A 25,791-nucleotide genomic window follows, 5' to 3' on the forward strand; every position below is an offset into this window, starting at 1 on the left:
TCAGGCCGGCAGCGACGCGTAAGCCGTGGCGAGGTGATACGGCGTGGTCGATGGCATATCGGCGCGGCTGATGTTGCCATCGGCCGACCGGCATTCCACCCAGCCGCGCGCATGCAGAAAGCGCGCGCGATAACGTTCGATCTGCTGGCCGAGCGCGTCGCCGCGCGTGGCGAGCGCGCGCAGATATTCGGTCTGCGCCCAAATGCGCTCCGTTCCGTCGATGACGTTGCCCGCTTCGTCGAGCGCGGCAACGACGCCGCCCGTTCGCGCGTCGATGCCGTATCTTTGCGCGAAGTCGAACGCGCGTTCCAGGCGGGCGTTCAATCCCGCCGATTCGAACGCCGCGTGCCGGCTGCCGATCGCCAGAAAATACCATTCGAACTGATGCCCCGGCTCCAGCCGGTTGCCCGCCGCGCCCACCGGCAATTCGGCGATGCAGCCGGTCGGCTCGTGCACGAACAAACGCGCGACCGTCTGCGCGAGCGTGGCGAGGCGCGTGTCGTAGGCGGCATCGCCTGTGGCATCGCGCGCGGCGAGCCACGCTTCGGCCAGATGCATCAGCGGATTCTGCAGCGGTCCTTCCAGCGTCGTCGCGAAGTCTTCCGCGAGCGCCGCATTCAGGACATCGCCGCCGTTGCCGAAGCGCGCTTCGATCAGCCGCGACGTTTCATCGAGCAGCGCGAATGCATCCGCCGACCCGCTTTGGCGCGCGTAGTGCGCGCACGCGAACACGACGAAAGCGTGCGTGTACAAGTCTTTCTGGCGTTCGAGCGGCGCGCCGTTTGCATCCACGCTATAGAACCAACCGCCGTGGCGCTTGTCCTGAAAGTAGTGCCGCAACGAATCGAAGAGCGTCGCGGCGTGATTCAGATCGCCGGCATCGGAGAAAACGAAAAGCTGCCGCGCGCACGCCATCGCGCGATAACGCTTGGGCGGCAGCGGCGCGTGATCGTCGGGATTGACCGCTTCGAACGGCAGGCGCAGCGCCGCGTTGAAGCCGGCGCCGCGCCAGACGGGCAACACGGCGCTCGCATAATGCGCGCGCAGCGCCGCGCCTGAATCCGGATTCGTCGACGGTGCCGCCGGCGCGCCATGCGTAGGTTGATCTTGCATAAGACAGGGAATATGAGGTGTGTCGAACGGGCTCCGAGGCCCGCCGATGAAGCATAGCAAACCGGGCCGGGCGCGCCGCGGCCAGTCAACGCGTGGAGATAACGAACATGTTGAGCAACGTCGAACTCGTATCGCGGCTCGTCATGGCCGCCATGCTGGGCAGCGTGATCGGCTTCGAGCGCGAACGGCTTTCGTGGGCGGCCGGGCTGCGCACGCACATGCTCGTGTGCGTCGGCTCGGCGCTCATCATGATCGTTTCGGCCTTCGGTTTCGCGGACGCGCTGAAGGCGGAACACGTCGTGCTCGATCCGTCGCGGGTGGCGGCGCAAGTCGTCTCGGGCATCGGCTTTCTCGGCGCGGGGTCGATTCTGATGCGCGGCGAGATCGTGCGCGGCCTGACGACCGCCGCGAGCCTCTGGTCCGTGGCCGCGATCGGGCTGGCGGTCGGCGGCGGACTGTACACGGCGTCGATTGCGGCGACCGCGATCATCCTCGTGATTCTCGCGGGACTGAAGCCGCTCGAGCGCCGCTTCATCACCGTCAGGCAGCGCCGGCAACTGACGATGCTCGTCGATCGCGGCTCGCTCTCGTTTCACGGACTGCATGAGGCGCTCGGAACGGGCAGTGTGCGCGTGAAGCAGTTCGTCGTTCAGCAAAGCGAGGAATCGCCGGATCTGGACGAGGTGCAGGTCGAGCTGTCGCGCGTGTCGGCGCGGGAATATCAGACGATCTGCGAGCGCCTGCGGCAACTCGACGTGGTGCGCGATTTCCGCGAGGAAGAGGCGAATTGACCGGCGCGCCCGGCGGCTCGCGCGTTGGCCGCGAAACACCGCACAAAGCCGCTGGATAAGGCGCGCGGCCGTGCGACAATGCGGCCTCTCGAAATCAATGCCGGACCGCGTCGCATGTCGCGCGTCAGCAGAGCGCAGCTTTTCGACCTATGCCCGATTCTGCAGTAACCCGAAATCCTGACATTCTTTCCGACGATCCCGCCTCGACCGCGAAGCCCCGCCGCCGCCGCGCGGACGCATCGGCGGCATGCGGCGAAACGCTCGACCTCTTCGCCGAGGACGCCGAACGCGCGACGCTCCAGGCAATGAACACGGACATTCGTCAGGGCACGTTCGAGGGCTTCGAGCTGCCGGAGGTGTTTCTGGCTGCGGTGGAATCGACGGCGCGGCGTCGTGGGGCGCGTCCGCAGGCAGCGGAGGCGGAGGCAGAGGCTGCTTCGGTTTCGGGGCAGACGCCGACGCCACAACAAGGCGAATTAATCGCGGATGCGCCCGCGCCGGTTAACGCGCGGACCAAAGCTATCGCAATCGCGCGGCCGGCCAGCGTGGCGTCTTCGGCCTTGTCGCCGGTAGCGGACGCGGGCGGCGCGCGGCATGCGGGCGTGCTGCTCGCCGTCGCCGCCTGCGCCATGCTCGCGACGTTCGCCACCGGCATCGCTCAGACTTTTTTCTTTTCGCGCTTCGGCATTGCCGGCGCGTCGCCTGAAGAACGCGCCGATCCATCGGCGCATTGACCTAATCTTTACCGCTTCCCCGAGGCATCGCCGATGCGTCGCGCGTGCACGTGCTGTCCCCTTTCTAATCGGCCGAAATTTCCGTTCGTGTAGAAAAACTACCACATTTCCGACGTGGAAATGCTGCATTGCACTAGGAATCCGTCAGGGCCAACCCTATAATCATCGCTAAGGGAAAACCCTCAAACATCAACCGGAGTCCGACATGAGCTATCTCTTCGCCCTGCTTCAAAAATTTGCTTCGATGTTCGAATCGGCGCACCTGCCAATGGACAAAGACTACTCGTATCAAGCGCGTTTCCGTGAATCGGAGCGTCAGCGCAAGGCACGCGGCACGGCTTTCGGCTTCCGTCTGTAATGCGTGACTGAAGGCGGCGCGGGATACACCAACACCAGCAAAACGCGACGGCAATCGCCGCACACCCCGCCCGCCATTTAGCCGTACCGCTGTACTTTTTCTAGCAGTTCACCACGCAGTTCTCCACACCTTTCCCCGCCCCCTCGCCAAATAGCTTCGCGTCGTCCGGCGAAGAGCCGCGGTATCCTTTCCGGTCTCACGAACCTCCGCGCACCGCGCCGCCCGAGATGACCGCCGACGTCCATTTCTACGATCCCAGCCAAGGCCACGGCCTGCCCCATGACCCGTTCAAGGCCATCGTCGCGCCGCGCGTCATCGGCTGGATTTCGAGTCGCACTGCCACTGGCGGCATCAATCTCGCGCCGTACAGCTTCTTCGGCGCATTCGCGACCTTTCCCTACGTGATCGGCTTTTCGAGCGAAGGCCGCAAGGACAGCATCAGCAACATCGAGGCGACCGGCGAATTCGTCTGGAACATGTCGACGCGGCCGCTCGCCGAGCGCATGAATCGCACGTCCGCGCCCGTCGCGCCGGATGTCGACGAATTCGAACTCGCGGGCCTCACCAAAGCGCCGGGCCGCAATGTCGCCGTGCCGCACGTCGCGGAATCGCCCGCCGCGCTCGAATGCCGTCTGTTGCAGGTGATTCGTCTGACGAATCTCGACGGCGAGCCGATGAACAACTGGCTCGCGCTCGGCCAGGTGGTCGGGGTGCATATCCGCGGCGAATTCCTGAAAGACGGCCTTTTCGATACCGCCGCCGCCCGCCCGATCATGCGTGCCGGCTATCGCGCCGACTATGCCGAGATCGGCGAGATGTTCCAGATGGTGCGCCCGAGCGCCTGAAAGCCCCGGAGAGCGCCGCGACTTGTTCCGGCGCGACAAGCTGAAAACCGCCGGTTTTTCCCTTCGCTTCGCGCAAACCCTTGTCGCACAAGGGCGTTGCCGCGCCTACAGTGGAAGTGCGACATCGCAGTGTCGTATTTCCACATCTGTTTGTCGCAAATAGTCGGCTCGCAGCACTTTTTTCTGGCAACCATGTATGCACAGCGCGGACGCGCGTCCGCACGCTTTTTTCGGAGATTTCGATGAATTCCCCCAAGGTAGTCGTCGAAGGACTGTGCAAGGTGTTCGGCAACAGCCCGAAACAGGCGCTCGACATGCTCGCGGGCGGCGCGACCAAGGAGGAGGTTTTTTCGCGCACCGGGCAGATCGTCGGCGTTCACAACGTCTCGTTCGACGTGAAGGAAGGCGAAATCTTCGTGCTGATGGGCCTGTCCGGTTCGGGGAAATCGACGCTGATCCGCCTCATCAACCGGCTCGTCGATCCGACCGCCGGGAAAGTGCTGATCGACGGCCGCGACGTCGCCGCCGTGCCGCGCTCGGAACTCACGGCGCTGCGTCGCAAGGACATGAGCATGGTGTTCCAGTCCTTCGCGCTGATGCCGCAACGCACGGTCTTGTCCAACGCCGCGTTCGGCCTCGAAGTCGCGGGCGTCGGGCGCAAGGAACGCGAAAAGCGCGCGATGGCCGTGCTCGAACAAGTCGGCCTCGCGCCATTCGCGCAGAAGCTGCCGTCGCAATTGTCGGGCGGCATGCAGCAGCGCGTCGGTCTCGCGCGGGCGCTCGCCGTCAATCCTTCGCTGATGATCATGGACGAAGCGTTCTCCGCGCTCGATCCGTTGAAGCGCAAGGAAATGCAGAACGTGCTGCTCGACCTTCAGCGCGAGCAGCGCCGCACGATTCTCTTCGTCTCGCACGATCTCGAGGAAGCGATGCGCATCGGCACGCGCATCGCGATCATGGAAGGCGGCCGCGTGGTGCAGATCGGCACGCCGCAGGAAATCATCACGAATCCCGCCGACGATTATGTCGAGGCCTTTTTCGAAGGCATCGACACGAGCCGCTATCTGACGGCGGGCGATCTCATGCAGACGGACGCCGTGCCGCTCATGAAGCACGCGCCGAAGCTCGACGCGTCGGTCGTCGCGGCGACGCTCAACGGCAGCGCGGACTATGCGTTCGTGCTCGATGGCGAGCGCCGCATTCGCGGCTTCGTCGGGCGTGATGCGAACGGTCAGGCGGCGCCGCAGGTCAATCAGGTCGAATGCATCGAGCGCAGCATGGCGCTCGACGACGTCGTGAACCGCGTGGTCGCGAGCCGCGCGCCGCTGCCTGTCGTCGAGGCGGACGGTTCGTATTGCGGGTCGGTCAACAAGACGAACGTGCTGCAGGTCCTAACGCGCCATCGAGGTTCCCATGTCTGAAATCATTCCGCTCGGTAGCTGGGTCGATCACGGCGTCCACTATCTGCTCGACCACGACGCGAAAACCTTCGATTCCATCGGCAAGGTGATCGAGAGCTTCGCCGCGGTCATCGAACACGGCTTGCAGTCCATTCCGATGTGGGCGCTCATGGCGCTGTTCGTCGGCATCGGCTTGTGGCGCGTCGGCTGGCGTTTCGCGGCTTTCACGCTGCTCTCGCTGCTGCTCGTCTATGCAACAGGCTTCTGGGATCAGATGGTCATCACGCTCGGCCTTACCTTGTCGTCGACGTTCATCAGCCTGTTGCTCGGCATACCGCTTGGTATCTGGATGGCGAAGAGCCGGTACGTCGAAATGGCCGTGCGTCCGGTGCTCGATCTCATGCAGACCATGCCCGCGTTCGTCTATCTGATTCCCGCCGCGATGCTCTTCGGTCTTGGCCGCGTGCCGGGCATTCTGTCGACGGTCATCTTCGCGATGCCGCCTGCCGTGCGCCTCACGTCGCTCGGTATCAAGCACGTCAATCGGGAGATCGTCGAAGCGGGACAGGCGTTCGGCTGCACGCAATGGCAACTGCTTTACAAGGTGCAGATTCCGAACGCGCTGCCGTCGATCATGACGGGCGTGAACCAGACGATCATGATGGCGCTCTCGATGGTCATCATCGCGTCGATGGTCGGCGCGGGCGGCCTCGGCAACGACGTGCTCGCGAGCATTCAGCGGCTCGATATCGGGCTTGGGTTCGAAAGCGGTTTGTCCGTGGTGCTGCTCGCGATCATCCTCGATCGCATCACGGAGAGCTTCGGGCGTTCGCCCGGCATGGCGCGCGCGCCGCTTCTTTCGGGCCTTCGCAGCGTGATGCGCGTGCGCCGCGCGACGGCTGCGCAACAAGGCTGATGCGGTCATGATGCGCGATGCGATCGTTGCGGCCGTCACGGATTCGCCGCTCGCGAAGCTCGCGCATTTCGGCTTTCTGACGCTGCCCAACTTTTCGATGATCGCGTTCACGAGCGCGGTCGAAGTGCTGCGCATGGCGAACTACGTCGGTCGCGCGGAACATTACCGGTGGTCGGTTATCACGACGGACGGCGCGCCCGCGCGCGCGAGCAACGGCATTGCCGTGAAGCCGACGACGACGCTCGACGAAGCCGGCATGCCCGATGTGCTCATCGTCTGCGCGGGCTGGCACGTCGCCGATCAGGTGGACGACGCCGTTATCGCGCTGCTCGAGCGCGTGCATGCGGCAGGCGTTCCGCTCGGCGGCATCTGCACCGGCGCCTACGCGCTGCTCGCCGCGAAGCTGCTCGACGGTTATCGCTGCACGGTGCACTGGGAAGACATGTCGCCGCTCAACAAGCGCTTTCCGCATGTGCGCTTCGCCGACGAACTCTTCGTGATCGACCGCGACCGCGTGACGTGCACGGGCGGCACCGCGCCGCTCGATCTCATGCTGAACCTCGTGAGCCTGAGGCTCGGGCAAGCACATGCCGCGCAAGTGTCGGAGCAGTTCATCGTCGAGCGCATACGCGGATCGTCCGATTACCAGCACATTCCGGTCGATGCGCGCGTCGGCTTCTCGCGTGCCGAACTCGTCGAAGTCGTGCGGCTGATGGAGGCGAATATCGAAGAGCCGCTTTCGCTCGACGAACTCGCGCGGCTCGTTCATCTTTCGCAACGACATTTGCAGCGCATGTTCAAGATGTTCCTGAGCGTATCGCCGACGCATTACTACCTGACGCTGCGCCTGCGACGCGCGCGCGATCTCCTGCGCAACACCGATGCGTCGATTGCGCGCGTAACGAGCGTCTGCGGTTTTCATTCGCCCTGCCATTTCAGCAAGGCGTATCGCGCGCAATTCGGTCATGCGCCGAGCGCGGAGCGACGTCTTTCCGCGTGACGCGTCAGCTTCGATAGTCCGTCTTGCCGCCTTCGATCATGCGCAACGCGGCTTGCCATTGCAGCGCGGTCACGCCTTCGATCTCATCGCTGCGATACTGCGCGGCCGTTGTTTCGCACACTTTCGCGGATGGCAGATTCAGTTCGCCGCCGCCCGCGAGCGCGCGAAGCTGAATCTCGCACGCCGTTCGAGGAAGTACATTTCCTGAAACGCGGTCGGAATCGACTTGCCGCATGCGAGCAGGCCGTGATTGCGCAGGATCATCGCGTTATGCGGACCGAGATCGTTGACGAGCCGATCACGCTCAGCGAGATCCAGCGCGATGCCCTCGTAATCGTGATAGCCGATGTGCCCGTAGTACTTCAGCGCGTGCTGGCTGATCGGCAAGAGGCCCTGCTTCTGCGCGGACACGGCGGCGCCCGCGGGCGTATGCGTATGCACGACGCAGACGACATCGGGCCGCGCCATGTGAATGGCCGAATGAATCGTGAAGCCCGCTGGATTCACGCGATACCGCTCGGCATCGTCGGCGGCGCGCGCATCGACCGCGCGCCCTTCGCTGTCGATGCGAACGAGGTCGGAAGCGCGCATCTCGTCGAAGAGCACGCCGTATCGGTTGATGAGAAAGTGATGCTCCGGCCCCGGCACGCGCGCGCTGATGTGCGTGAAGATCATGTCGGTCCAGCGAAAGTGCGCCATCACGCGGTAGAGCGCCGCGAGATCGCAGCGCAGCGCCCATTCTTCCTGCGAATAACCGTGAGTCTGCATGCCGTTGCTCCTCGAGTGGAAAGCCGCGGAAAACGCTCTTGCCTGATGTCTAGATCGCCTGCGCGCGGCCGGGGAAAGTCTCGTCGTAGTCCATTGCGTGATTCGGTTCGTGAGCGTCCTGCGCACCGCGTTGCTCGCGATACATCATCGGCGGAAGGCCGAATTGCTTGCGAAATTCGCGGCCAAGATGCGATGCATCGGAAAAGCCGCAGCTCGATGCAATGTCGGCCACGGTCTTGTCGGAACTCGTGAGCAGCCACGCGGCCGTGCGCAGCCGCACCTGTTTCGCATACGCCTGCGGCGCCTTGCCCGTTTCCGCCTTGAAAAGCCGTTCGAGCTGCCGCGTGGAAAGATCGAGCTTGTGCGCGAGTTCATCCAGCGTGAGCGTGCGGCCAACGTGCTGCTCCATCAGCAGGATCGCGCGCTTGACCTTGGGATGCGTCGCGGGCGCGAGGCCCGGCGGATGCGGCTGCGGCGCGTTGCCCTTTTGCATGTCGTCGACGAGAAGAATGCGCAGCGCCTTCTGCACCGTCGCCGTTTCGAAGTGACGCAGCAAAATGGCGGCGGCCACGTCGATGGATGCGCGACCGCCCGAACACGTAATGCGCCTTCGGTCGATCACGAAGAGCCGGTCCGCGACGAGCAATTGCTCGTCGGCATGCGGGAAGCGCTCGACGAAATCCCAGTAGTGGAACCAGCTTACGCAGACGCGATGCCCTTCGAGCACGCCCGCGCGCATCAGCGTGAAGACGCCGGTGCACATGCCGACGATCGTCGCTTCGCAAGCGGCGGCGCGGCGGATGAAGCGCAGCGTGGCATCGCTCGCGGATGCACCGGAATGCAGCAGGCCGCCGACCACGACGACGTAATTGAACGGCTCGGCCTCATCGAACGTTTCCCACGGCGTGATCTGGATGCCGCAGCTCGCGCGCACCGGCGCGAGCGTTTCGCCGATCACGCTCCACGAGCAGCGCACCGGGCGGCTGAAGTCGCCTTCGTCGGCGGACAGGCGCAGCAAGTCGACGAAGCCGGAAAACGCGGTCAGCGTGAAGTTCGGCAACAGCACGATGCCGAAACGAATGCGCGACTTCGCGTGGCCGTCGACGGAAAGCGGCGGAAGAGACTCGGTGGAACTCATGCGCGTGAGCGTGCTGCGGCGTGGGATCGATGCAGCGAGCATAACACCGGGTGCAAGCCCCGGGCGCATGGTCAGACAGGGGAAGCGCCGCGCGCGAGCGGCGCGGGGCGAAGAGGAAAATCAGCCGCCGAGGACGGCGAAGCCCCACGCAAAGACGCCGCCGATCAGCGCGCCAGTCGAACGGCCGAGCAGACTTGCGACGGTGTAATCGCCCCAGCGTTGCTCGACTTCAGCTTTCAACAGACCGAAGTAGCGCAGCACCGGGCCGATGGAGCACACGACCACGAGTGCGCCCCACAGCGGCGCTTCGCGCGTCAGCACGCGCTCGGGCGCAACGACGCCGATGGCCTGAAGCACGCCGACCACAGTGGCGCCGACGACGAACGCGAAAACCCAGGACTTGAAGAACTGATCGGGAAGGGCGTGACTTTCCATGGTTGCAGATGCGAATTGAACGGGGAGATTGAAGACGAGACGCCAGTGAAGGCGGCATCTCAAGACCTAGGGAATATACCGAGACGCTCATTCGCAGCCTCTCGGACCAATCTCAAAAATCGCTTAATCCGACGACACGCCGACGCGCCATTGCGGCGCTGACGCCGCCATCCCATTTCGATGCCGTTTTTGTTCTATCAGCCGGATTTGCGGTTTGGTGCAATTGAGGCCATGTCGAGTCGGGCGTGCGCCCGGCGACGAAGCGAACCGCCAACCTGAGGGCACCCCATGAACGTCAGCGTCTTCGATCTGTTCAAGATCGGCATCGGTCCTTCCAGCTCGCATACGGTCGGGCCGATGATCGCGGCGTGCCGTTTCGCGTCGCATATCGAGGACGCGAATCTGCTCGGCTTCGTCACGCGCGTGCGCTCGGAGCTGTTCGGCTCGCTCGGCGCGACCGGCAAGGGCCACGGCACGGACAAGGCCGTGCTGCTCGGTCTCGAAGGCAATCTGCCCGATCTCATCGATCCGGACGTGATCGCGCCCCGTCTTGCCGCGATTCGCGAGACGCGGCGCCTCATGCTGCTCGGCAAGCACGCCGTCGCGTTCGACGAGCGCGAGCACATCGGCTTCTATCGCAAGCTGATGCCGGGCGCGCCGGGATCGAGCATCGTGCATCCGAACGGCATGCGCTTTCAGGCGTTCGACGAACACGGCCAGTTGCTCGTCGAAAAAGAGTATTACTCGGTCGGCGGCGGCTTCGTCGTGAACCGCGAAGGCGACCGCGTCAACGGCGTGCGCGCGGGTGCGAACGTGCCGTATCCGTTTCGCACCGGCGACGATCTCATGCGCGTGTGCCGGGAGACAGGTCTGTCTATCGCCGATGTCGCGATGAAGAACGAATGCGCGAATCGCAGCGAGCACGACGTGCGCGAAGGCCTGCTCGCCGTGTGGCGCGTGATGGCCGCGTGCGTCGAGCGCGGCTGCAAGGAGCGCGGCGAGCTGCCCGGCCCGATGCACGTCAAGCGCCGCGCCGCGGACCTCTGCGCGCAACTGCGCGCGCGTTCCGAGGAATCGCTGCGCGATCCGCTGTCGATGCTCGACTGGGTGAATCTCTACGCGATGGCCGTCAACGAGGAGAACGCATCGGGCGGCCGCGTGGTGACTGCGCCGACGAATGGCGCGGCGGGCGTCATACCCGCCGTGCTCCATTACTACGTGAAGTTCATGCACGGCGCGAACGACGAAGGCATCGTGCGCTTTCTTCTGACGGCTGCGGCCATCGGCATCATCTACAAGGAGACGGCTTCCATCTCCGGCGCGGAAGTGGGCTGTCAGGGCGAAGTCGGCGTCGCGTGCTCGATGGCCGCCGCCGCGCTCGCGGCTGTCATGGGCGGCACGCCCGAGCAAGTGGAAAACGCCGCTGAAATAGGCATGGAACACAACCTCGGCATGACGTGCGACCCGGTCGGCGGACTCGTGCAGATTCCGTGCATCGAGCGCAACGCAATGGGCGCGATCAAGGCGATCAACGCCGCGCGCATGGCGATGAAGGGCGACGGCAAGCATTACGTGTCGCTCGATTCAGTCATCAAGACGATGCGCGAAACCGGCGCGGACATGAAGACGAAATATAAGGAGACGTCGCGCGGCGGGCTTGCCGTGAACGTCATCGAGTGCTGATTCGATTCAACGCATAACACGCATGAAGGAAACACCATGACCCGCTATTCGATATTCAGCCTGCTGCGCAACGGCATGTCGTATCACGAGAACTGGGAGCGTCAGTGGCGCAGTCCCGAGCCCAAGCGCGAGTACGACGTGGTGATCGTCGGCGGCGGCGGGCATGGGCTCGCCACGGCGTATTACCTCGCGAAGGAACACGGCATCACGAACGTCGCGATTCTGGAGAAAGGCTGGATCGGCGGCGGCAACACGGCGCGCAATACGACCATCGTTCGATCGAACTATCTGTGGGATGAATCCGCCGCGCTCTACGAGAAGGCGATGAAGCTCTGGGAAGGCCTCTCGCAGGACCTCAACTACAACGTGATGTTCAGTCAGCGCGGCGTGATGAACCTCGCGCATACGCTGCAGGACGTGCGCGACACCGAGCGCCGCGTGAACGCGAACCGTCTCAATGGCGTCGATGCCGAGTTCCTCACGCCCGCGCAAATCAAGGAAATCGAGCCGACCATCAACTTGAATAGCCGCTATCCGGTGCTGGGCGCGTCGATACAGCGTCGCGGCGGCGTCGCGCGTCACGATGCGGTCGCGTGGGGCTACGCGCGCGGCGCGGATCGCGCGGGCGTCGACATCATCCAGAACTGTCAGGTCGTGGGCATCCGGCGCGACGGCAATCGCGTGACCGGCGTGGATACGACCAAAGGCCATATCAAGGCAAAGAAGGTCGCGATTGTCGCGGCGGGCAACACGACGACGCTCGCGGACATGGCCGGCGTGCGCCTGCCGCTCGAGAGCCATCCGTTGCAGGCGCTCGTGTCCGAGCCGATCAAGCCGGTGGTCAACACGGTCGTGATGTCGAACGCGGTGCATGCGTACATCAGCCAGTCCGACAAGGGCGATCTCGTGATCGGCGCGGGCGTCGATCAGTACACGGGCTTCGGGCAACGCGGAAGTTTTCACATCATCGAAGGCACGCTGGAAGCGATCGTCGAAATGTTCCCGGTGTTTTCGCGCGTGCGCATGAACCGGCAGTGGGGCGGCATCGTCGATGTGTCGCCGGATGCGTGTCCGATCATCAGCAAGACGGACGTGAAGGGCCTCTATTTCAATTGCGGCTGGGGCACGGGCGGCTTCAAGGCGACGCCGGGATCGGGATGGGCGTATGCGCATACCATCGCGAACGACGAACCGCATGCGCTGAATGCGCCGTTCTCGCTGGATCGTTTCTATACCGGCCACTTGATCGACGAACACGGCGCGGCAGCCGTTGCGCACTAAAGGAGTCCGAACTATGTTGATGATCGAATGTCCGTGGTGCGGACCGCGCGCCGAAACCGAATTTTCCTGCGGCGGCGAAGCGGATATCGCGCGTCCGCTCGATACCGACAAGCTCACCGACAAGGAATGGGGCGATTACCTCTTCATGCGAAGAAACCCGCGCGGCGTGCATCGCGAGCAATGGATGCATGCGCAAGGCTGCCGCCGCTGGTTCAAGGTTCAGCGCGACACGGTGACATACGAGATTCAGGGCTACGAGACGTTCGACCGTCCGCTGGCTGCGATGGACAACAACGGAGGCACGGCGAAATGAGCCAGAAAGACCGACTCGGCATGGGCGGGCGCATCAATCGCGCCATCGCGCTGACGTTCACGTTCAACGGCAAGACGTTCGAGGGCTATCAGGGCGACACGCTCGCGTCCGCGCTGCTCGCGAACGGCCAGCATTTCGTCGCGCGTAGCTGGAAATATCACCGGCCGCGCGGCATCGTGACGGCGGGCGTAGAAGAGCCGAATGCCGTCGTGCAACTCGAAACGGGCGCTTATACGGTGCCGAACGCGCGCGCAACCGAAGTCGAGCTGTATCAGGGCCTCGTCGCGACGAGCGTGAATGCGAAGCCCGACATCGAGCGCGATCGCATGGCGATCAACCAGAAGTTCGCGCGCTTCATTCCCGCGGGCTTCTACTACAAGACGTTCATGTGGCCGCGCAAGTTGTGGCCGAAGTACGAAGAAGTGATCCGCGATGCGGCCGGTCTCGGCAAGGCGCCCGACGAACGCGACGCCGATCGCTACGACAAGTGCTTCGCGCATTGCGATGTGCTCGTGGTCGGCGGCGGCCCTTCGGGTCTCGCTGCTGCGTATGCAGCGGGTTTGTCGGGCGCGCGCGTGATGCTCGTCGACGATCAGCCGGAACTCGGCGGCTCGCTCTTGTCGTGCGGCGCGCAGATCGACGGCAAGCCCGCGCTGCAATGGGTGCAAAAAATCGAAGCCGAACTGAGAAATATGCCCGACGTGAAGATACTTTCGCGCAGCACGGCGTTCGGCTATCAGGACCACAACCTCGTCACCGTGACGCAGCGTCTGACGGACCATCTGCCCGTTTCGCTGCGCAAGGGCACGCGCGAACTCATGTGGAAGGTGCGTGCGAAGCGCGTCGTGCTCGCGACGGGCGCGCACGAGCGTCCCATCGTGTTCGGCAACAACGATCTGCCGGGCGTGATGCTGGCATCGGCGGTATCGACGTATCTGCATCGCTATGCGGTGCTGCCGGGGCGCAATGCCGTTGTCTTCACGAACAACGACGACGCGTATCAATGCGCGCTCGACCTGAAGGCAGCGGGCGCGCAAGTGACGGTCGTCGATCCGCGCCCGATGGAATCCAAGGGCACGCTGCCCGCAACCGCGCGACGCTATGGCGTGCGCGTGCTGAACAACGCGGTCGTCACGGCGGCGCATGGCAAGCTGCGCGTGTCGTCGGTGGAAGTGGCTGCGTATGCGAACGGTCAGGTCGGCGCAAAACAGGCCGATCTGCCGTGCGATCTCGTCGCGATGTCGGGCGGCTGGAGTCCTGTGCTGCATCTCTTCGCGCAATCGGGCGGCAAGGCGCACTGGCACGACGAGAAGGCGTGCTTCGTGCCCGGCAAGGCGATGCAGGCCGAAAGCAGTGTCGGCGCATGCGCGGGCGAGTTCGCGCTCGCACGCGGCATCCGCTTCGGGTTCGATGCGGGCGCGGAAGCCGCGCGTGCGGCAGGCTGCATCGTCGCGCGAGCAGAGCCTGTGCAGGTCGCGGAGATCGTCGAAGCGCCGTTGATGCCGCTGTGGATCGTCGGCAACAAGGAGATGGCGACGCGCGGCCCCAAGCAGTTCGTCGATTTCCAGAACGACGTTTCCGCCGCCGATATCTATCTCGCCGCGCGAGAAGGCTTCGAATCGGTCGAGCACGTCAAGCGTTATACGGCGATGGGCTTCGGCACCGATCAGGGCAAGCTCGGCAACATCAACGGCATGGCGATTCTTGCGCACGCGCTCGGCAAGACCATTCCCGAAACCGGCACGACGACGTTTCGCCCCAACTACACGCCCGTTACGTTCGGCACGTTCGCGGGCCGCGAACTCGGCGAATTCCTCGATCCGGTGCGCAAGACCGCGATTCACGAATGGCACGTCCAGAACGGCGCACTGTTCGAGGATGTCGGCAACTGGAAGCGGCCGTGGTACTACCCGCGCGGCAACGAGGACATGCACGCGGCGGTTGCGCGCGAATCGCTGGCAGTGCGTGAGAGCGTCGGCATTCTCGATGCATCGACGCTCGGCAAGATCGACATTCAGGGGCCTGACGCGGCCAAGCTGCTCAACTGGGTCTATACGAATCCGTGGAGCAAGCTCGAAGTGGGCAAGTGCCGCTACGGTCTCATGCTCGATGAAAACGGCATGATCTTCGACGATGGCGTGACCGTGCGCCTCGCCGAACATCACTACATGATGACGACGACCACGGGCGGCGCCGCGCGCGTGCTGACGTGGCTCGAACGCTGGCTGCAAACCGAATGGCCCGACATGCGCGTGCGGCTCGCATCGGTGACGGACCATTGGGCGACCTTCGCGGTCGTCGGCCCCAACAGCCGCAAGGTGCTGCAGAAGGTGTGCCGCGACATCGACTTTGCGAACGCGGCGTTCCCGTTCATGAGCTATCGCGATGGCACGGTTGCGGGCGCATCGGCGCGCGTCATGCGGATCAGCTTCTCCGGCGAGCTGGCCTATGAAGTGAACGTGCCCGCGAACGTGGGCCGCGCCGTGTGGGAAGCGCTGATGGAAGCCGGCGCGGAGTTCGACATCACGCCATACGGCACGGAAACGATGCACGTGTTGCGCGCGGAGAAGGGCTACATCATCGTCGGACAGGATACGGATGGCTCGATGACGCCCTACGATCTCGGCATGGGCGGGCTGGTCGCGAAGTCGAAGGACTTCATCGGCAAGCGCTCACTTGCTCGCTCTGATACATCGAAGACGGGACGCAAGCAGCTCGTGGGCCTCTTGTCCGACGATGCGTCCTTCGTCATTCCGGAAGGCGCGCAGATCGTGGCCGGCCCCTTCCAGGGCGACACCGCGCCGATGCTCGGTCACGTCACGTCGAGCTATTTCAGCCCTGTTTTGAAGCGCTCGATTGCATTGGCCGTCGTGAAGGGCGGTCTGGAAAAGATCGGCGAATCGGTCACGATTCCGCTCGCGGGCGGCAAGCAGATCAGCGCAAAAATCACGAGTTCGGTGTTCTATGACAGCGAAGGAGCACGTCAGCATGTTGAATGAGATCAAGCGTTCCGCGACCGTCGTCGATCGCGTGACAGTCGGGCAGGGCGTGTGGCAGGAGTCGCCGCTCGTGGGCGCGGATGCGCTCGTCAAGGCGCATCAGGCCGGCGCGTTCAAGGCGTTTCGTCTGAGCGAGCGCCCGTTCCTGGAGCTCGTGAACGTGCGCGGCGATGCGCGCGACGCGGCCTTCGTGCGCGCGCTGCAAAGCGTGACCGGCTGTGCGCCGCCCGCGCAGCCGAACACTGTTGCGAAGGGCAATGGCTACACGATGCTGTGGCTCGGCCCCGACGAATGGCTTCTGCAATCCGAGGCCGCGCACGACGCATCGCGCGCCGCGCCGATGGAAGCGAAGCTGCGCGATGCATTCGCGGACGCGGGTACGTTCGCGTCGGCGGTGGATATCGGCAGCGGGTACACGGTGCTCGACATCGACGGTCCGCGCACGCGCGATGTGCTTGCGCGCGGCTGCCCGCTCGATCTGCATCGGAAAGCGTTCGGCGTGGGGCAGTGCGCGCAGAGCCACTACTTCAAGGCATCGATCACGCTCGTGCCGCTTGGCGGCGATCGCTTCGAGATCATCGTGCGTCGCAGCTTCGCGGATTATTTCGTGAAGATCATGCTCGATGCAGCCGAGCCGCTCTTGTCGTGAAGCCTTTCGAGCCTTTCGACGTGAGCGGTCAGGGCTGGCGCGTCGTCGTCGATGAGTTGGTCGTCGGGACGCGCGTCGGCCTGTACGAGCATGAGCATCATGCGCCGCAGCCCGTTTGCATCGATGCGAGTCTGCGTTATCACGGAATGCCGGACGAATCGCGCGACGGCTTCCTCGACTACGAAGCGTGGTGCAATCGCATTACCGCGTATTTGCGGAAGAAGCCGCATACGCGCCTGCTCGAAACGCTTGCCGCGGAGATCGCCGCGTTGTCCTTCGATGAATGGCCCGCGCTCGATGCGCTCACGTTGACCCTGCACAAGCCGAAGATTCGCGATAACGCGCGCAGGCTCGCGCTGGAACTCGACTGGCGGCGCGCCGACTACGATGCATGGCGCGCGCGTTCAGCGGTGCGCGAGGGTATGAAGCACGAGCCATGAGACGCAGCGTCGTCAGGCCACCATCGCCGGAACGGGCGTCAACGATGGCGTGTGCTTTCGGCGTTCGCGTGTCGGCGCCGTACCGAAGGCGTCGCGATAGCTCTTCGAGAAATGACACGCGGATTGAAAGCCGCACGCCATCGTGATGTGCATGATCGACATGTCCGTCTGCAATAGCAGTTCACGCGCGCGCCGCAATCGCAGCGTCAGATAGTAATGCGTCGGCGTCATGCCGAGATGTTCTCGAAAGAGCCGTTGCAATTGTCTTTGCGACATGCCGGCGAGCCGCGCAAGCTCTTCGCGCGACAAAGGCTCTTCGATGTTGTTCTCCATCAGCGAGATGACTTCGAACAGGGACTTGTTGGCCGATCCGAGCCGTGCGACAAGCGGCATGCGCTGCTGTGCGCTCGTATCCCGCACATGCTCGACGACGAACTGTTCCGCGATCTGGGTGACGCGCGCCATGCCGACGCGCGCGGCGATCAGATTGAGCATCATGTCGAGCGGCGCGACGCCGCCCGTGCACGTCACGCGATCCCGGTCGATCACGAAAAGCTCCTTGAGAAAGCGCGTGTCCGGGAACTCTTCCTTGAGCGCCGACATGTTCTCCCAGTGAATCGCGCATGCGTAGCCTGCCAGCAGACCCGCACGCGCGAGCGCATACGTGCCGGTGCAAAGACTGCCGAGCACGCTGCCCATGCGCGCGAAACGGCGCAAGGCCGACAGATGCGCGGGCGCGGTCGCGCGTTGCACGTCGATACCGCCAACCACGAACACGATGTCGGGCCGGCCGAGACATTCGATCGGTCCCGTATCGACGGATAGCCCGTTGCTCGCCGCGACCGGCCCGCCTTCCGGACTCACCACAGACCATCGATACAACGGCTGACCCGACAGATAGTTCGCCATCCGAAGCACTTCGATGGCGTTGGTGAACGCCATCATCGTGAAGTTGGGAAGCGGCATGAAGGCGAAGTGCGACAGCGACGCTGTGCGATCGGGAGACATGGGGAGCGATTCCTTGGAATCCATTGTTGACGCCGTCCGTTTCGGCGTTGCGCCACGTTGCATTCTGATTTCCAAGGCAACTAGCATGCCATCGGGCGAAACCCTGAGCGCATGATCGGGCGCGCACTAAGGCGGCGTTTAAGCCAAAGCGCGAAGCACTGCGAATGCGCACGACCGTTCCGCCGCAGTGCAGCGCGGCTTCGTCGCAACGCACTACACCGAATGCCGCCAGGCCGCTTGTCGAAAAAGGACGCGCATGTCGGAAAAGGCCAAGAACGCGTCTGAATTCGTAAATCGGCCGGAAGAGGGAACGTCAAGAATAGACGCAACGGAAAGTCGCCGTCATCACTCACCAGACGTCGAATGGGCCGATAAAACGCTCCCCATTCACTGACAAACACGGAGCAACAAGCGATGAGCACTCTGCACGACAACAGCATCATCATCGACGGGCTGAACATCTCGAAGTTCGAGCGCTCCGTGTTCGAAGACATGCGCAAGGGCGGCGTGACCGCGGTGAACTGCACGGTCTCGGTTTGGGAAGACTTTCAGAAGACCGTCGACAACATCGCGCACATGAAGCAGCAGATTCGCGAATACGGCGAGATTCTCACGCTCGTGCGCACGACCGGCGACATTCTTCGCGCGAAGAAGGAGAACAAGACCGGCATCATCTTCGGCTTCCAGAATTCGTATGCGTTCGAGGACAACCTCGGCTATATCGAGGTGTTCAAGGAACTCGGCGTGAACGTCGTCCAGCTTTGCTACAACACGCAAAATCTCGTCGGCACGGGATGCTACGAAGCCGACGGCGGTCTCTCCGGCTATGGCCGCGAAGTGATTCAGGAGATGAACCGCGTCGGCATACTCGTCGATCTCTCGCATGTCGGCGCCAAGACTTCGTCCGATGCCATCGCATGCTCGAAGAAACCCGTCACGTACTCGCATTGCTGTCCTTCGGGGTTGAAGGAGCATCCGCGTAACAAGACCGACGAGCAACTGAGGGAGATCGTCGAAGCAAACGGCTTCGTCGGCGTGACGATGTTCGCGCCGTTTCTGAAGCGCGGCCCGGACGCGACCGTCGAGGATTATCTCGAAGCCATCGACTATGTGATCGATGTCGTCGGGGAAGATTGCGTGGGCATCGGCACGGACTTTACGCAAGGCTACAGCACCGAGTTCTTCGACTGGATCACGCACGACAAGGGACGTTATCGCCGGTTGACGGACTTCGGCAAGGTCGTGAATCCCGAAGGAATCCGAACGATTGGCGAGTTCCCGAACCTGACCGCCGCGATGCAGCGCGCAGGCTGGAGCGAGCCGCGCATCAGGAAGGTGATGGGCGAAAACTGGCTGCGCGTATTCGGTGAGGTCTGGGACGTCTGAACCTAAAACAACAGGAACCCGCGATGCAACCGCAACTGCCTATCGACGTCGATCCGCAAACCGGCGTCTGGACCACCGACGCGCTGCCGATGCTCTACGTGCCGCGTCATTTCTTCACGAACAATCATGTCGCCGTCGAAGAAGCGCTCGGCCGCGACGCCTATGCCGAGATTCTCTACAAAGCGGGCTACAAGTCCGCTTATCACTGGTGCGAGAAAGAAGCGAAGCAGCACGGCATTAACGGCATGGCCGTGTTCGAGCACTATCTCACGCGTCTTTCGCAGCGCGGATGGGGCCTCTTCCACATCGTCGAGGCCGACCCGTCCACGTCGCATGCGCGCATTCAGTTGCATCACTCGTCGTTCGTGCTCGCGCAGCCGGGCAAGGCGGGCAAGCTCTGCTACATGTTCGCGGGATGGTTCGCGGGCGCGATGGACTGGGTGAACGACGCATCCGGCGATCACGCGACGACGGGACCACGTTCGCGCTCGCGCGAATCGCAATGCGCCGCCGAAGGCTGTACGTGCTGCATATTCGAGGTATCGCCGCTTGTAGCGTAGTTCGCGTCAATTCATCCCGAGGCCGACCGCAATGCGTTACCCGAACCTTTTCAAGCCGCTCACGCTGAACACGCTGACCTTGCGCAATCGCATCGTCAGCACGGCGCATGCGGAGGTGTATGCGGAGCCGGGCGGCTTGCCGGGCGACCGCTACGTTCGCTATTACGAAGAAAAGGCGAAGGGCGGCGTGGGCCTCGCCATATGCGGCGGATCGAGCCCCGTCTCCATCGATAGTCCGCAAGGCTGGTGGAAGTCGGTGAATCTCTCCACCGACAAGGTGATCGATCCGCTCGCGCGTCTCGCCGAAGCGATGCATCGTCATGGCGCGAAAATCATGATCCAGGCGACGCATATGGGCCGCCGCTCGGCGTGGCATGGCGAGAACTGGCCGCACCTGATGACGCCGTCCGGCGTGCGTGAGCCGGTGCATCGCGGCAACGCGAAGATCATCGAAGTCGAAGAGATTCGGCGCATCATCGGGGACTTCGCAGCGGCCGCCAGGCGCGTGAAGGACGCGGGCATGGACGGCATCGAGATTTCAGCAGCGCATCAGCATCTCATCGATCAGTTCTGGAGTCCGCGCACGAACTTTCGCGCCGATGAATGGGGCGGCTCGCTTGCGAACCGCCTGCGGTTCGGCACTGAAGTGCTGAAGGCCGTGCGCGAAGCGGTCGGCGCTGATTTTTGCGTGGGCTTGCGCATGTGCGGCGACGAGTTCCATGAAGACGGCCTCGATCACGAGCAACTGAAAGAGATCGCGCACGCGATGGCGGAGACGGGCCTCATCGATTACATCGGCGTGATCGGCTCGGGCGCGGATACGCATAACACGCTCGCCAACTGCATGCCGCCGATGGCGTTGCCGCCCGAGCCTTTCGTGCATCTCGCGGCGGGCATCAAGTCGGTCGTCAAGCTGCCGATCATGCATGCGCAGAGCATTCGCGATGCGGGGCAAGCGGAGCGTCTGCTTGCCAACGGCATGGTCGATCTCGTCGGCATGACGCGCGCGCAGATAGCGGACCCGCACATGGTCATCAAGATTCGCGATGGCCGCGAGGACGAGATCAAGCAATGCGTCGGCGCGAACTATTGCATCGACCGTCAGTACAGCGGGCTCGACGTGTTGTGCGTGCAGAACGCGGCGACATCGCGTGAAGCGACGATGCCGCATGTCATCGAAAAGACGCGTGGGCAGAAGCGCCGCGTCGTGGTCGTGGGCGCGGGACCGGCGGGGCTGGAAGCGGCGCGCGTGGCGAGATCGCGCGGTCATGACGTCGTGCTCTTCGAGAAGAACGAGTATGTCGGCGGGCAGATCATGCTGGCCGCGAAGGCGCCGCAACGCGAGCAGATGGCGGGCATCGTTCGCTGGTTCGATATGGAAACGAAGCGCCTCGGCGTGGATCGCCGTCTCGGTGTGGCCGCCGACGACAGAACGATCATGGCGGAGAAGCCGGACATCGTCGTGCTCGCGACGGGCGGCTCCGCGTTCACGCATCAGGTGCCTGCGTGGGGCGTCGACGATGGACTTGCCGTGAGTGCATGGGACGTGCTCTCGGGCAAGGTCGAGCCGCGCAAGAACGTGCTCGTCTATGACGGCGTGAGCACGCATGCAGGCGCTGGCGTCGCGGACTACATCGCGTCGCGTGGATCGAACGTCGAGATCGTGACGCCTGACGTGAAGGTCGCCGACGACGTCGGGGGCACCACGTTCCCCATCTTTTATCGGCGTCTGTATGCGCACGGCGTCGTTCATACGCCGAACTACTGGCTCGACAAGGTGTACGAGGAGAACGGCAAAAAGATCGCCGTGCTGCGCAACGAGTACACCGAAGAGCAGGAAGAGCGCGCGGTGGATCAGGTGGTGATCGAACATGGCAGTACACCTAACGATGCGCTCTACTGGAAGCTGAAGCCCGAGTCGATCAATCGCGGGCAAGTGGACGTTCACACGCTTTTCGCGGCAGAGGCGCAGCCGTGCCTGAGCGAGGAGCTCGGCAATGGACGCTTCCTGCTTTTTCGCGTGGGCGACTGCATCTCGATGCACAACATCCACGGCGCAATCTACGACGCGCTGCGTCTTTGCAAGGACTTTTGACGAGGGCATTGCACGATGAACCCCGTGTTTGTCATCACTCTCTTGTTGTGGATTTCGGTCGCGGGTCTCGCCTTCGCGATCATGAAGCGCGCCGCATACTGGCGCGTCGGACGCGCGACGGCTGCGGGCGCGTATGGATGGGGCAATCTGCTAACCATTCCGAAGCGCTATTTCGTGGACCTGCATCACGTCGTCGCGCGCGATCCGTATATCGCGAAGACGCACGTTGCGACCGCTGGCGGCGCGATCCTCGCGATGGCGCTCGTCTTTCTGAACTACGGTCTCGCGCTCTACTCGCCGTGGATCGACAAGCTGATCTTCCTCGCGGCGCTCGTGATGCTCGTCGGCGCGGCGTTCGTGTATCGGCGCCGGCACGGTGCGAAGGAAGTGCCCGCACGTCTTTCGCGCGGACCGTGGGACAGCTTGCCTCTGTTGCTCGGCTCGTTCGCGCTCGGCCTTGCGCTCTTCATGCTGCTGCCCGCATCGTGGATGTCGGGCGCGCTCGCGATCGTCGTCGCGTTGATGATTGCGGCGGGCGCGTACACGATGACCTTTGGCGCGGCGCGCGGCGGCCCCATGAAGCACGCGATGGCCGGTCTCCTTCATCTCGCGTTTCATCCGCGCCAGGAGCGTTTCAAGCCGGATCGTGAACATGATGTCGTGCCGCCCACCGCGCTCAAGCAGCCGGTTCTCGACGCGAAGGAATACGGCGTCGGCAAGCCCGTCGAGTTTCGCTGGAATCAGTTGTTGAGCTTCGATGCGTGCGTGCAATGCGGCAAGTGCGAAGCGGCGTGCCCCGCGTTCGCATCGGGGCAACCGCTCAACCCGAAGAAGCTGATTCAGGATCTCGTGACCGGCATGGTCGGCGGCACGGACGCGGCTTATGCGGGCAGTCCCACGCCGGGCATCCGGGTCGGCAAACATGCGGGCGCGCCTGACAAGCCGCTCATCGCGAGCATGATCGAAGCCGACACCATCTGGTCGTGCACCACGTGCCGCGCTTGCGTTGAAGAGTGCCCGATGCTGATCGAGCATGTCGATGCCATCGTCGATATGCGGCGCAACCAGACGCTCGTGGAAGGCGCGGTGCCGGGCAAAGGTCCGCTCACGCTTGCGAATCTGCGTGAGACCGGCAGCATGAACGGCTACGACATCGCTGCGCGTTACGACTGGTCCGTGGACCTGCAAGTGCAGCTCGCGCAGCCGGGCCGTCATGTAGACGTGCTGTTGATCGCGGGCGAAGGCGCGTTCGACATGCGCTATCAACGCACGCTGCGCGCATTCGTGAAGGTGCTGAACAAGGCGGGCGTCGATTACGCTGTGCTCGGCGGCGTGGAAACCGATACGGGCGACACCGCGCGACGCCTCGGCGACGAAGCCACGTTCCAGCAGTGCGCGGCGAGGCTCATACAGACGCTTTCGCAATACACGTTCACGCGCATCGTGACGACGGACCCGCATGTGCTGCATAGCCTGCGCAACGAATATCGCGCGCTCGGCGGCTTCTACGAGGTGCAGCATCACACCGCGTTCATGGCCGAACTCGTCGCGAACGGCAAGCTCGCACCGAAGGCCGCCGCCGCGTTCGCGCAAAGAAAGATCACGTATCACGATCCCTGCTATCTCGGCCGATACAACGGCGAAACAGAAGCGCCGCGCAAGATGCTGAAGACGATCGGCATCGAGGTGATCGAGATGGAGCGTCATGGCATGCGTGCGCGTTGCTGTGGCGGCGGTGGCGGTGCGCCCTTGACCGACATTCCCGGCAAAGAGCGCATTCCCGACATACGCATCGCGGATGCGAAGTCGGTCGGTGCGGACGTCGTCGCCGTGGGATGCCCGCAATGCACGGCGATGCTCGAAGGCGTCGTCGGTCAGCGTCCCGAAGTGCTGGACATCGCCGAACTCGTTGCAGCCGCGCTGGAGTGACACGATGACCCACGACATCAGACGTATCGATCCTCGTCGGCCGTTCATCGTGACGGCGCAAGGGCTCAAACGCATTACGCTCGGTGAAATAGGCAATGGCGTAGTAATGGACTTCGCGCATGCCGTGCATCAACTCGAAGCGAAGCCTCGCCGCACGACTAGACTTGCGCGTCGCACGTTGCTCGTCGCGGCGCACACGGATCGCGGCGCGCTCGACGATCACGCGCGTCAGGCGCTGGCCGCCGCCGCACTGCTTGCGGACGAGGAGACCGAAGTCGCGCTGCTCGCCTTCGGCGCCTTGAGCGACGACGCGGCATCGCTCGGTGCGGACCGCTATATCGAACTGGACGCGTTCGATGCACGCCGCTACGCACCCGACGAAGAACTCATCGCGCTCTCGGCTTGCGTCGCGGCGTTCGCGCCCGCGCATATCTTCATGCCCGACAACGCGTCCGGCGACGGCGATCTCGGCCGGCGCTACGCGGCGCGCGCCGATGCGAGCATCGCGACGCACGTTGTCGAACTCGAGGCAACGCATGTCGCTTCGTATGCGGACGCGGGCCGTGCGTGGGCATCGCGCGCGTTGCCCGATGTGATTCTGCTCGCGCCGAACGCCGTGGATGCGAAGCTGCCTTTCGTCGGCGGCGGGGAGCGCGTGAAGAGCGAAGGCATCGTGCCGGCATCGATGGGAAGCGCGTATGCCGATCTCGGCATCGAGGAAATGGACGCCGCGCAAGTCGCGCTCGAAGAAGCGGACTTCATCGTATCGGCGGGCAATGGCGTCACCGATATTCCCGCGTTCGAAGCGCTCGCGACTACGCTCGGCGCCGCGATCGGCGCGAGCCGCGTCGCCGTGGACGACGGCAGGTTCACGCGCGACAAGCAGATCGGCGCGACGGGCAAGACGGTCGGAGCAAGCGTGGTGATCGCGTTCGGCATATCGGGCGCGGTGCAGCACTTGCAGGGCATCAAGGATTGCCGTCACGTCATTGCAGTGAATCTCGACGCGAGCGCGCCGATTGCGAAGCGCGCGAATCTCACCGTCGTCGCGGATACGCAAGAGACCATCAAGGCGCTGACCGATGCGGCCGCCGCCGCGCGCGCATCGCGTGCGAACGGTGCGTCGATTGTCGAGAAAGCGCTGTCGGAAGGAGCGCTCGCATGAAGATCGCCGTACTCGTTTCCGTGGGACGTCACCCGGTGAGCGGCACCGCGCGTTACAGCCGCAACGATGCGGCGGCGCTGTGCATCGCGCTCGATATCGCTAGGCAGCACGGCGCGCAACTCGACGTGCTGCACGCGGGCGATCCCGCGAGTCCGGCGCTCGCGGAATATCTCGCGCTCGGCGCGACGCGCGTCGAAGTGCTCAACACCGAAGGCGATGCATGTGCGGCGCTTGCCGGGCGCATCGCGGGCTACGACCTCGTGATGACCGGCACGCGCGCGGAAGGCGCATTCGACAGCGGCACGCTGCCGTACAGGATCGCCGATGCGTTGAACATTGCGCTCGTCGGCTCGGCTGTCGACATCGACGTGAAGAGCGATGGCCTCGAAGTGCGGCAGTTCATGCCGAAGGGCTTGCGAAGGCGCGTGCGCGTGTCGCTGCCCGCGCTCGTCGCGGTGCATCCGCTTGCGAATGCCGCGCCGCGTTTCGCGTATGCGCGCATGCGCGAGGGGCGCGTCGCGCCCGTTGCGGCAAGCGCGCCTGCCGACAGCGAACGAAGCGCATGGACGCTCGGCCCCGTGACCGCGAGACCCAAACGGCTCGCCGCACCCGAGAAGCGCTCGGGCCACGCGCGCATGCTCTGTGCGACGACGACGGAAAGCCGCGGCGGAAGCGTCGTAATTGAAGGGAGTTCAGTCGAAAAAGCACAAGTGATACTGGCGTATTTGCGCGAGCATCGACTCGTGGATTACTGATTTCTACCGCCCGTATCGACGCCACACTCC

Annotated in this window: 23 protein-coding genes and 1 pseudogene; 19 read left to right on the forward strand and 5 right to left on the reverse strand. The window is 63.8% G+C overall.

From position 1 onward, the window contains the following. Window positions 1–1,113 (reverse strand): AGE family epimerase/isomerase, encoded by a 1,113-nt coding sequence (locus tag LDZ27_RS14620; RefSeq protein WP_244816717.1) that lies wholly within the window; start codon window positions 1,111–1,113, stop codon window positions 1–3. A gap of 107 nt (window positions 1,114–1,220) precedes the next feature. On the opposite strand from LDZ27_RS14620, the gene LDZ27_RS14625 reads away from it, so the two are divergent. The 7 genes from LDZ27_RS14625 (at window position 1,221) to LDZ27_RS14655 (ending at window position 7,157) form a co-directional block, all read left to right on the forward strand. Next, window positions 1,221–1,904 carry an MgtC/SapB family protein gene (locus LDZ27_RS14625; RefSeq protein WP_244816718.1) on the forward strand — a complete coding sequence of 228 codons (684 nt, stop codon included), beginning with the start codon at window positions 1,221–1,223 and terminating at the stop codon, window positions 1,902–1,904. Window positions 1,905–2,053: 149 nt separating this feature from the next. After that, window positions 2,054–2,638, forward strand: coding sequence for a hypothetical protein (locus LDZ27_RS14630; RefSeq protein ID WP_244816719.1), 585 nt, complete (start codon window positions 2,054–2,056; stop codon window positions 2,636–2,638). Between the two features lie 205 nt (window positions 2,639–2,843). Beyond that, a complete protein-coding gene (locus LDZ27_RS14635; protein WP_008354186.1) occupies window positions 2,844–2,996 on the forward strand; it encodes a hypothetical protein in 153 nt (50 codons plus the stop codon). A 227-nt stretch (window positions 2,997–3,223) separates the two neighbouring features. Next, on the forward strand, window positions 3,224–3,841 hold the full coding sequence (locus LDZ27_RS14640) for a flavin reductase family protein (RefSeq protein ID WP_244816720.1): 618 nt from the start codon (window positions 3,224–3,226) through the stop codon (window positions 3,839–3,841). A 242-nt stretch (window positions 3,842–4,083) separates the two neighbouring features. Next, a complete protein-coding gene (locus LDZ27_RS14645) occupies window positions 4,084–5,262 on the forward strand; it encodes a glycine betaine/L-proline ABC transporter ATP-binding protein (protein ID WP_244816721.1) in 1,179 nt (392 codons plus the stop codon). Beyond that, window positions 5,255–6,157, forward strand: coding sequence for a choline ABC transporter permease subunit (gene choW, locus LDZ27_RS14650; protein ID WP_244816722.1), 903 nt, complete (start codon window positions 5,255–5,257; stop codon window positions 6,155–6,157). Before LDZ27_RS14645 ends, choW begins: the two co-directional genes overlap by 8 nt. A 7-nt stretch (window positions 6,158–6,164) precedes the next feature. Continuing rightward, window positions 6,165–7,157 carry a GlxA family transcriptional regulator gene (locus LDZ27_RS14655; protein ID WP_244816723.1) on the forward strand — a complete coding sequence of 331 codons (993 nt, stop codon included), beginning with the start codon at window positions 6,165–6,167 and terminating at the stop codon, window positions 7,155–7,157. Between the two features lie 4 nt (window positions 7,158–7,161). Here LDZ27_RS14655 and LDZ27_RS14660 read toward each other — a convergent pair. The 3 genes and pseudogenes from LDZ27_RS14660 to LDZ27_RS14670 form a co-directional block, all read right to left on the reverse strand. Next, window positions 7,162–7,925, reverse strand: a pseudogene (locus LDZ27_RS14660) (class II aldolase/adducin family protein). Between the two features lie 49 nt (window positions 7,926–7,974). Then, window positions 7,975–9,063 (reverse strand): GlxA family transcriptional regulator, encoded by a 1,089-nt coding sequence (locus tag LDZ27_RS14665; RefSeq protein WP_244816724.1) that lies wholly within the window; start codon window positions 9,061–9,063, stop codon window positions 7,975–7,977. 120 nt (window positions 9,064–9,183) lie between these two features. After that, window positions 9,184–9,498, reverse strand: coding sequence for a hypothetical protein (locus LDZ27_RS14670; RefSeq protein WP_244816725.1), 315 nt, complete (start codon window positions 9,496–9,498; stop codon window positions 9,184–9,186). A gap of 288 nt (window positions 9,499–9,786) precedes the next feature. Here LDZ27_RS14670 and LDZ27_RS14675 point away from each other — a divergent pair, with 288 nt between their 5' ends. The 6 genes from LDZ27_RS14675 to LDZ27_RS14700 are packed head-to-tail and all read left to right on the forward strand — an operon-like array spanning window position 9,787 to window position 16,863. Then, the gene (locus LDZ27_RS14675) at window positions 9,787–11,181 is read left to right on the forward strand and encodes an L-serine ammonia-lyase (protein ID WP_244816726.1); all 1,395 of its coding nucleotides are present in this window, start codon (window positions 9,787–9,789) and stop codon (window positions 11,179–11,181) included. 36 nt (window positions 11,182–11,217) lie between these two features. Beyond that, window positions 11,218–12,462: a sarcosine oxidase subunit beta family protein gene (locus LDZ27_RS14680; protein WP_244816727.1), complete on the forward strand. Its 1,245-nt coding sequence runs from the start codon at window positions 11,218–11,220 to the stop codon at window positions 12,460–12,462. Between the two features lie 13 nt (window positions 12,463–12,475). Next, window positions 12,476–12,775: a sarcosine oxidase subunit delta gene (locus tag LDZ27_RS14685; RefSeq protein WP_244816728.1), complete on the forward strand. Its 300-nt coding sequence runs from the start codon at window positions 12,476–12,478 to the stop codon at window positions 12,773–12,775. After that, on the forward strand, window positions 12,772–15,774 hold the full coding sequence (locus LDZ27_RS14690; protein WP_244816729.1) for a sarcosine oxidase subunit alpha family protein: 3,003 nt from the start codon (window positions 12,772–12,774) through the stop codon (window positions 15,772–15,774). The genes LDZ27_RS14685 and LDZ27_RS14690 overlap by 4 nt, the downstream gene beginning before the upstream one ends. Further along, window positions 15,764–16,423: a sarcosine oxidase subunit gamma gene (locus tag LDZ27_RS14695; protein ID WP_244816730.1), complete on the forward strand. Its 660-nt coding sequence runs from the start codon at window positions 15,764–15,766 to the stop codon at window positions 16,421–16,423. Before LDZ27_RS14690 ends, LDZ27_RS14695 begins: the two co-directional genes overlap by 11 nt. Further along, on the forward strand, window positions 16,420–16,863 hold the full coding sequence (locus tag LDZ27_RS14700; RefSeq protein ID WP_244816731.1) for a dihydroneopterin aldolase: 444 nt from the start codon (window positions 16,420–16,422) through the stop codon (window positions 16,861–16,863). The genes LDZ27_RS14695 and LDZ27_RS14700 overlap by 4 nt, the downstream gene beginning before the upstream one ends. Before the next feature lie 12 nt (window positions 16,864–16,875). On the opposite strand, the gene LDZ27_RS14705 is transcribed toward LDZ27_RS14700, so the two are convergent. After that, entirely contained in the window at window positions 16,876–17,871 is a 996-nt protein-coding gene (locus tag LDZ27_RS14705; protein ID WP_244816732.1) for a GlxA family transcriptional regulator, read from the reverse strand. Between the two features lie 414 nt (window positions 17,872–18,285). On the opposite strand from LDZ27_RS14705, the gene LDZ27_RS14710 reads away from it, so the two are divergent. The 6 genes from LDZ27_RS14710 to LDZ27_RS14735 are packed head-to-tail and all read left to right on the forward strand — an operon-like array spanning window position 18,286 to window position 25,761. Next, window positions 18,286–19,257 carry a dipeptidase gene (locus tag LDZ27_RS14710; protein ID WP_244816733.1) on the forward strand — a complete coding sequence of 324 codons (972 nt, stop codon included), beginning with the start codon at window positions 18,286–18,288 and terminating at the stop codon, window positions 19,255–19,257. Window positions 19,258–19,280: 23 nt separating this feature from the next. Continuing rightward, entirely contained in the window at window positions 19,281–19,817 is a 537-nt protein-coding gene (locus tag LDZ27_RS14715) for a DUF5943 domain-containing protein (RefSeq protein WP_244816734.1), read from the forward strand. Window positions 19,818–19,848: 31 nt separating this feature from the next. Beyond that, the gene (locus tag LDZ27_RS14720) at window positions 19,849–21,912 is read left to right on the forward strand and encodes an NADH:flavin oxidoreductase (protein WP_244816735.1); all 2,064 of its coding nucleotides are present in this window, start codon (window positions 19,849–19,851) and stop codon (window positions 21,910–21,912) included. A 15-nt stretch (window positions 21,913–21,927) separates the two neighbouring features. Then, on the forward strand, window positions 21,928–23,841 hold the full coding sequence (locus LDZ27_RS14725; protein WP_244816736.1) for a (Fe-S)-binding protein: 1,914 nt from the start codon (window positions 21,928–21,930) through the stop codon (window positions 23,839–23,841). Window positions 23,842–23,845: 4 nt separating this feature from the next. Next, entirely contained in the window at window positions 23,846–25,006 is a 1,161-nt protein-coding gene (locus tag LDZ27_RS14730; protein WP_244816737.1) for an electron transfer flavoprotein subunit alpha/FixB family protein, read from the forward strand. Then, a complete protein-coding gene (locus tag LDZ27_RS14735; protein WP_244816738.1) occupies window positions 25,003–25,761 on the forward strand; it encodes an electron transfer flavoprotein subunit beta/FixA family protein in 759 nt (252 codons plus the stop codon). The genes LDZ27_RS14730 and LDZ27_RS14735 overlap by 4 nt, the downstream gene beginning before the upstream one ends. The last annotated feature ends 30 nt before the right edge of the window (window positions 25,762–25,791 follow it).

Origin of the sequence: Caballeronia sp. Lep1P3 (assembly GCF_022879595.1) — a bacterium.
GTDB lineage: Bacteria > Pseudomonadota > Gammaproteobacteria > Burkholderiales > Burkholderiaceae > Caballeronia.

What these genes read in the sequence shown, in the direction of transcription:
- LDZ27_RS14620 (WP_244816717.1), bottom strand. Translation starts at nt 1,113, where the DNA reads ATGCAAGATCAACCTACGCATGGCGCGCCGGCGGCACCGTCGACGAAT.
- LDZ27_RS14625 (WP_244816718.1), top strand. Translation starts at nt 1,221, where the DNA reads ATGTTGAGCAACGTCGAACTCGTATCGCGGCTCGTCATGGCCGCCATG.
- LDZ27_RS14630 (WP_244816719.1), top strand. Translation starts at nt 2,054, where the DNA reads ATGCCCGATTCTGCAGTAACCCGAAATCCTGACATTCTTTCCGACGAT.
- LDZ27_RS14635 (WP_008354186.1), top strand. Translation starts at nt 2,844, where the DNA reads ATGAGCTATCTCTTCGCCCTGCTTCAAAAATTTGCTTCGATGTTCGAA.
- LDZ27_RS14640 (WP_244816720.1), top strand. Translation starts at nt 3,224, where the DNA reads ATGACCGCCGACGTCCATTTCTACGATCCCAGCCAAGGCCACGGCCTG.
- LDZ27_RS14645 (WP_244816721.1), top strand. Translation starts at nt 4,084, where the DNA reads ATGAATTCCCCCAAGGTAGTCGTCGAAGGACTGTGCAAGGTGTTCGGC.
- choW (WP_244816722.1), top strand. Translation starts at nt 5,255, where the DNA reads ATGTCTGAAATCATTCCGCTCGGTAGCTGGGTCGATCACGGCGTCCAC.
- LDZ27_RS14655 (WP_244816723.1), top strand. Translation starts at nt 6,165, where the DNA reads ATGATGCGCGATGCGATCGTTGCGGCCGTCACGGATTCGCCGCTCGCG.
- LDZ27_RS14665 (WP_244816724.1), bottom strand. Translation starts at nt 9,063, where the DNA reads ATGAGTTCCACCGAGTCTCTTCCGCCGCTTTCCGTCGACGGCCACGCG.
- LDZ27_RS14670 (WP_244816725.1), bottom strand. Translation starts at nt 9,498, where the DNA reads ATGGAAAGTCACGCCCTTCCCGATCAGTTCTTCAAGTCCTGGGTTTTC.
- LDZ27_RS14675 (WP_244816726.1), top strand. Translation starts at nt 9,787, where the DNA reads ATGAACGTCAGCGTCTTCGATCTGTTCAAGATCGGCATCGGTCCTTCC.
- LDZ27_RS14680 (WP_244816727.1), top strand. Translation starts at nt 11,218, where the DNA reads ATGACCCGCTATTCGATATTCAGCCTGCTGCGCAACGGCATGTCGTAT.
- LDZ27_RS14685 (WP_244816728.1), top strand. Translation starts at nt 12,476, where the DNA reads ATGTTGATGATCGAATGTCCGTGGTGCGGACCGCGCGCCGAAACCGAA.
- LDZ27_RS14690 (WP_244816729.1), top strand. Translation starts at nt 12,772, where the DNA reads ATGAGCCAGAAAGACCGACTCGGCATGGGCGGGCGCATCAATCGCGCC.
- LDZ27_RS14695 (WP_244816730.1), top strand. Translation starts at nt 15,764, where the DNA reads ATGTTGAATGAGATCAAGCGTTCCGCGACCGTCGTCGATCGCGTGACA.
- LDZ27_RS14705 (WP_244816732.1), bottom strand. Translation starts at nt 17,871, where the DNA reads ATGTCTCCCGATCGCACAGCGTCGCTGTCGCACTTCGCCTTCATGCCG.
- LDZ27_RS14710 (WP_244816733.1), top strand. Translation starts at nt 18,286, where the DNA reads ATGAGCACTCTGCACGACAACAGCATCATCATCGACGGGCTGAACATC.
- LDZ27_RS14715 (WP_244816734.1), top strand. Translation starts at nt 19,281, where the DNA reads ATGCAACCGCAACTGCCTATCGACGTCGATCCGCAAACCGGCGTCTGG.
- LDZ27_RS14720 (WP_244816735.1), top strand. Translation starts at nt 19,849, where the DNA reads ATGCGTTACCCGAACCTTTTCAAGCCGCTCACGCTGAACACGCTGACC.
- LDZ27_RS14725 (WP_244816736.1), top strand. Translation starts at nt 21,928, where the DNA reads ATGAACCCCGTGTTTGTCATCACTCTCTTGTTGTGGATTTCGGTCGCG.
- LDZ27_RS14730 (WP_244816737.1), top strand. Translation starts at nt 23,846, where the DNA reads ATGACCCACGACATCAGACGTATCGATCCTCGTCGGCCGTTCATCGTG.
- LDZ27_RS14735 (WP_244816738.1), top strand. Translation starts at nt 25,003, where the DNA reads ATGAAGATCGCCGTACTCGTTTCCGTGGGACGTCACCCGGTGAGCGGC.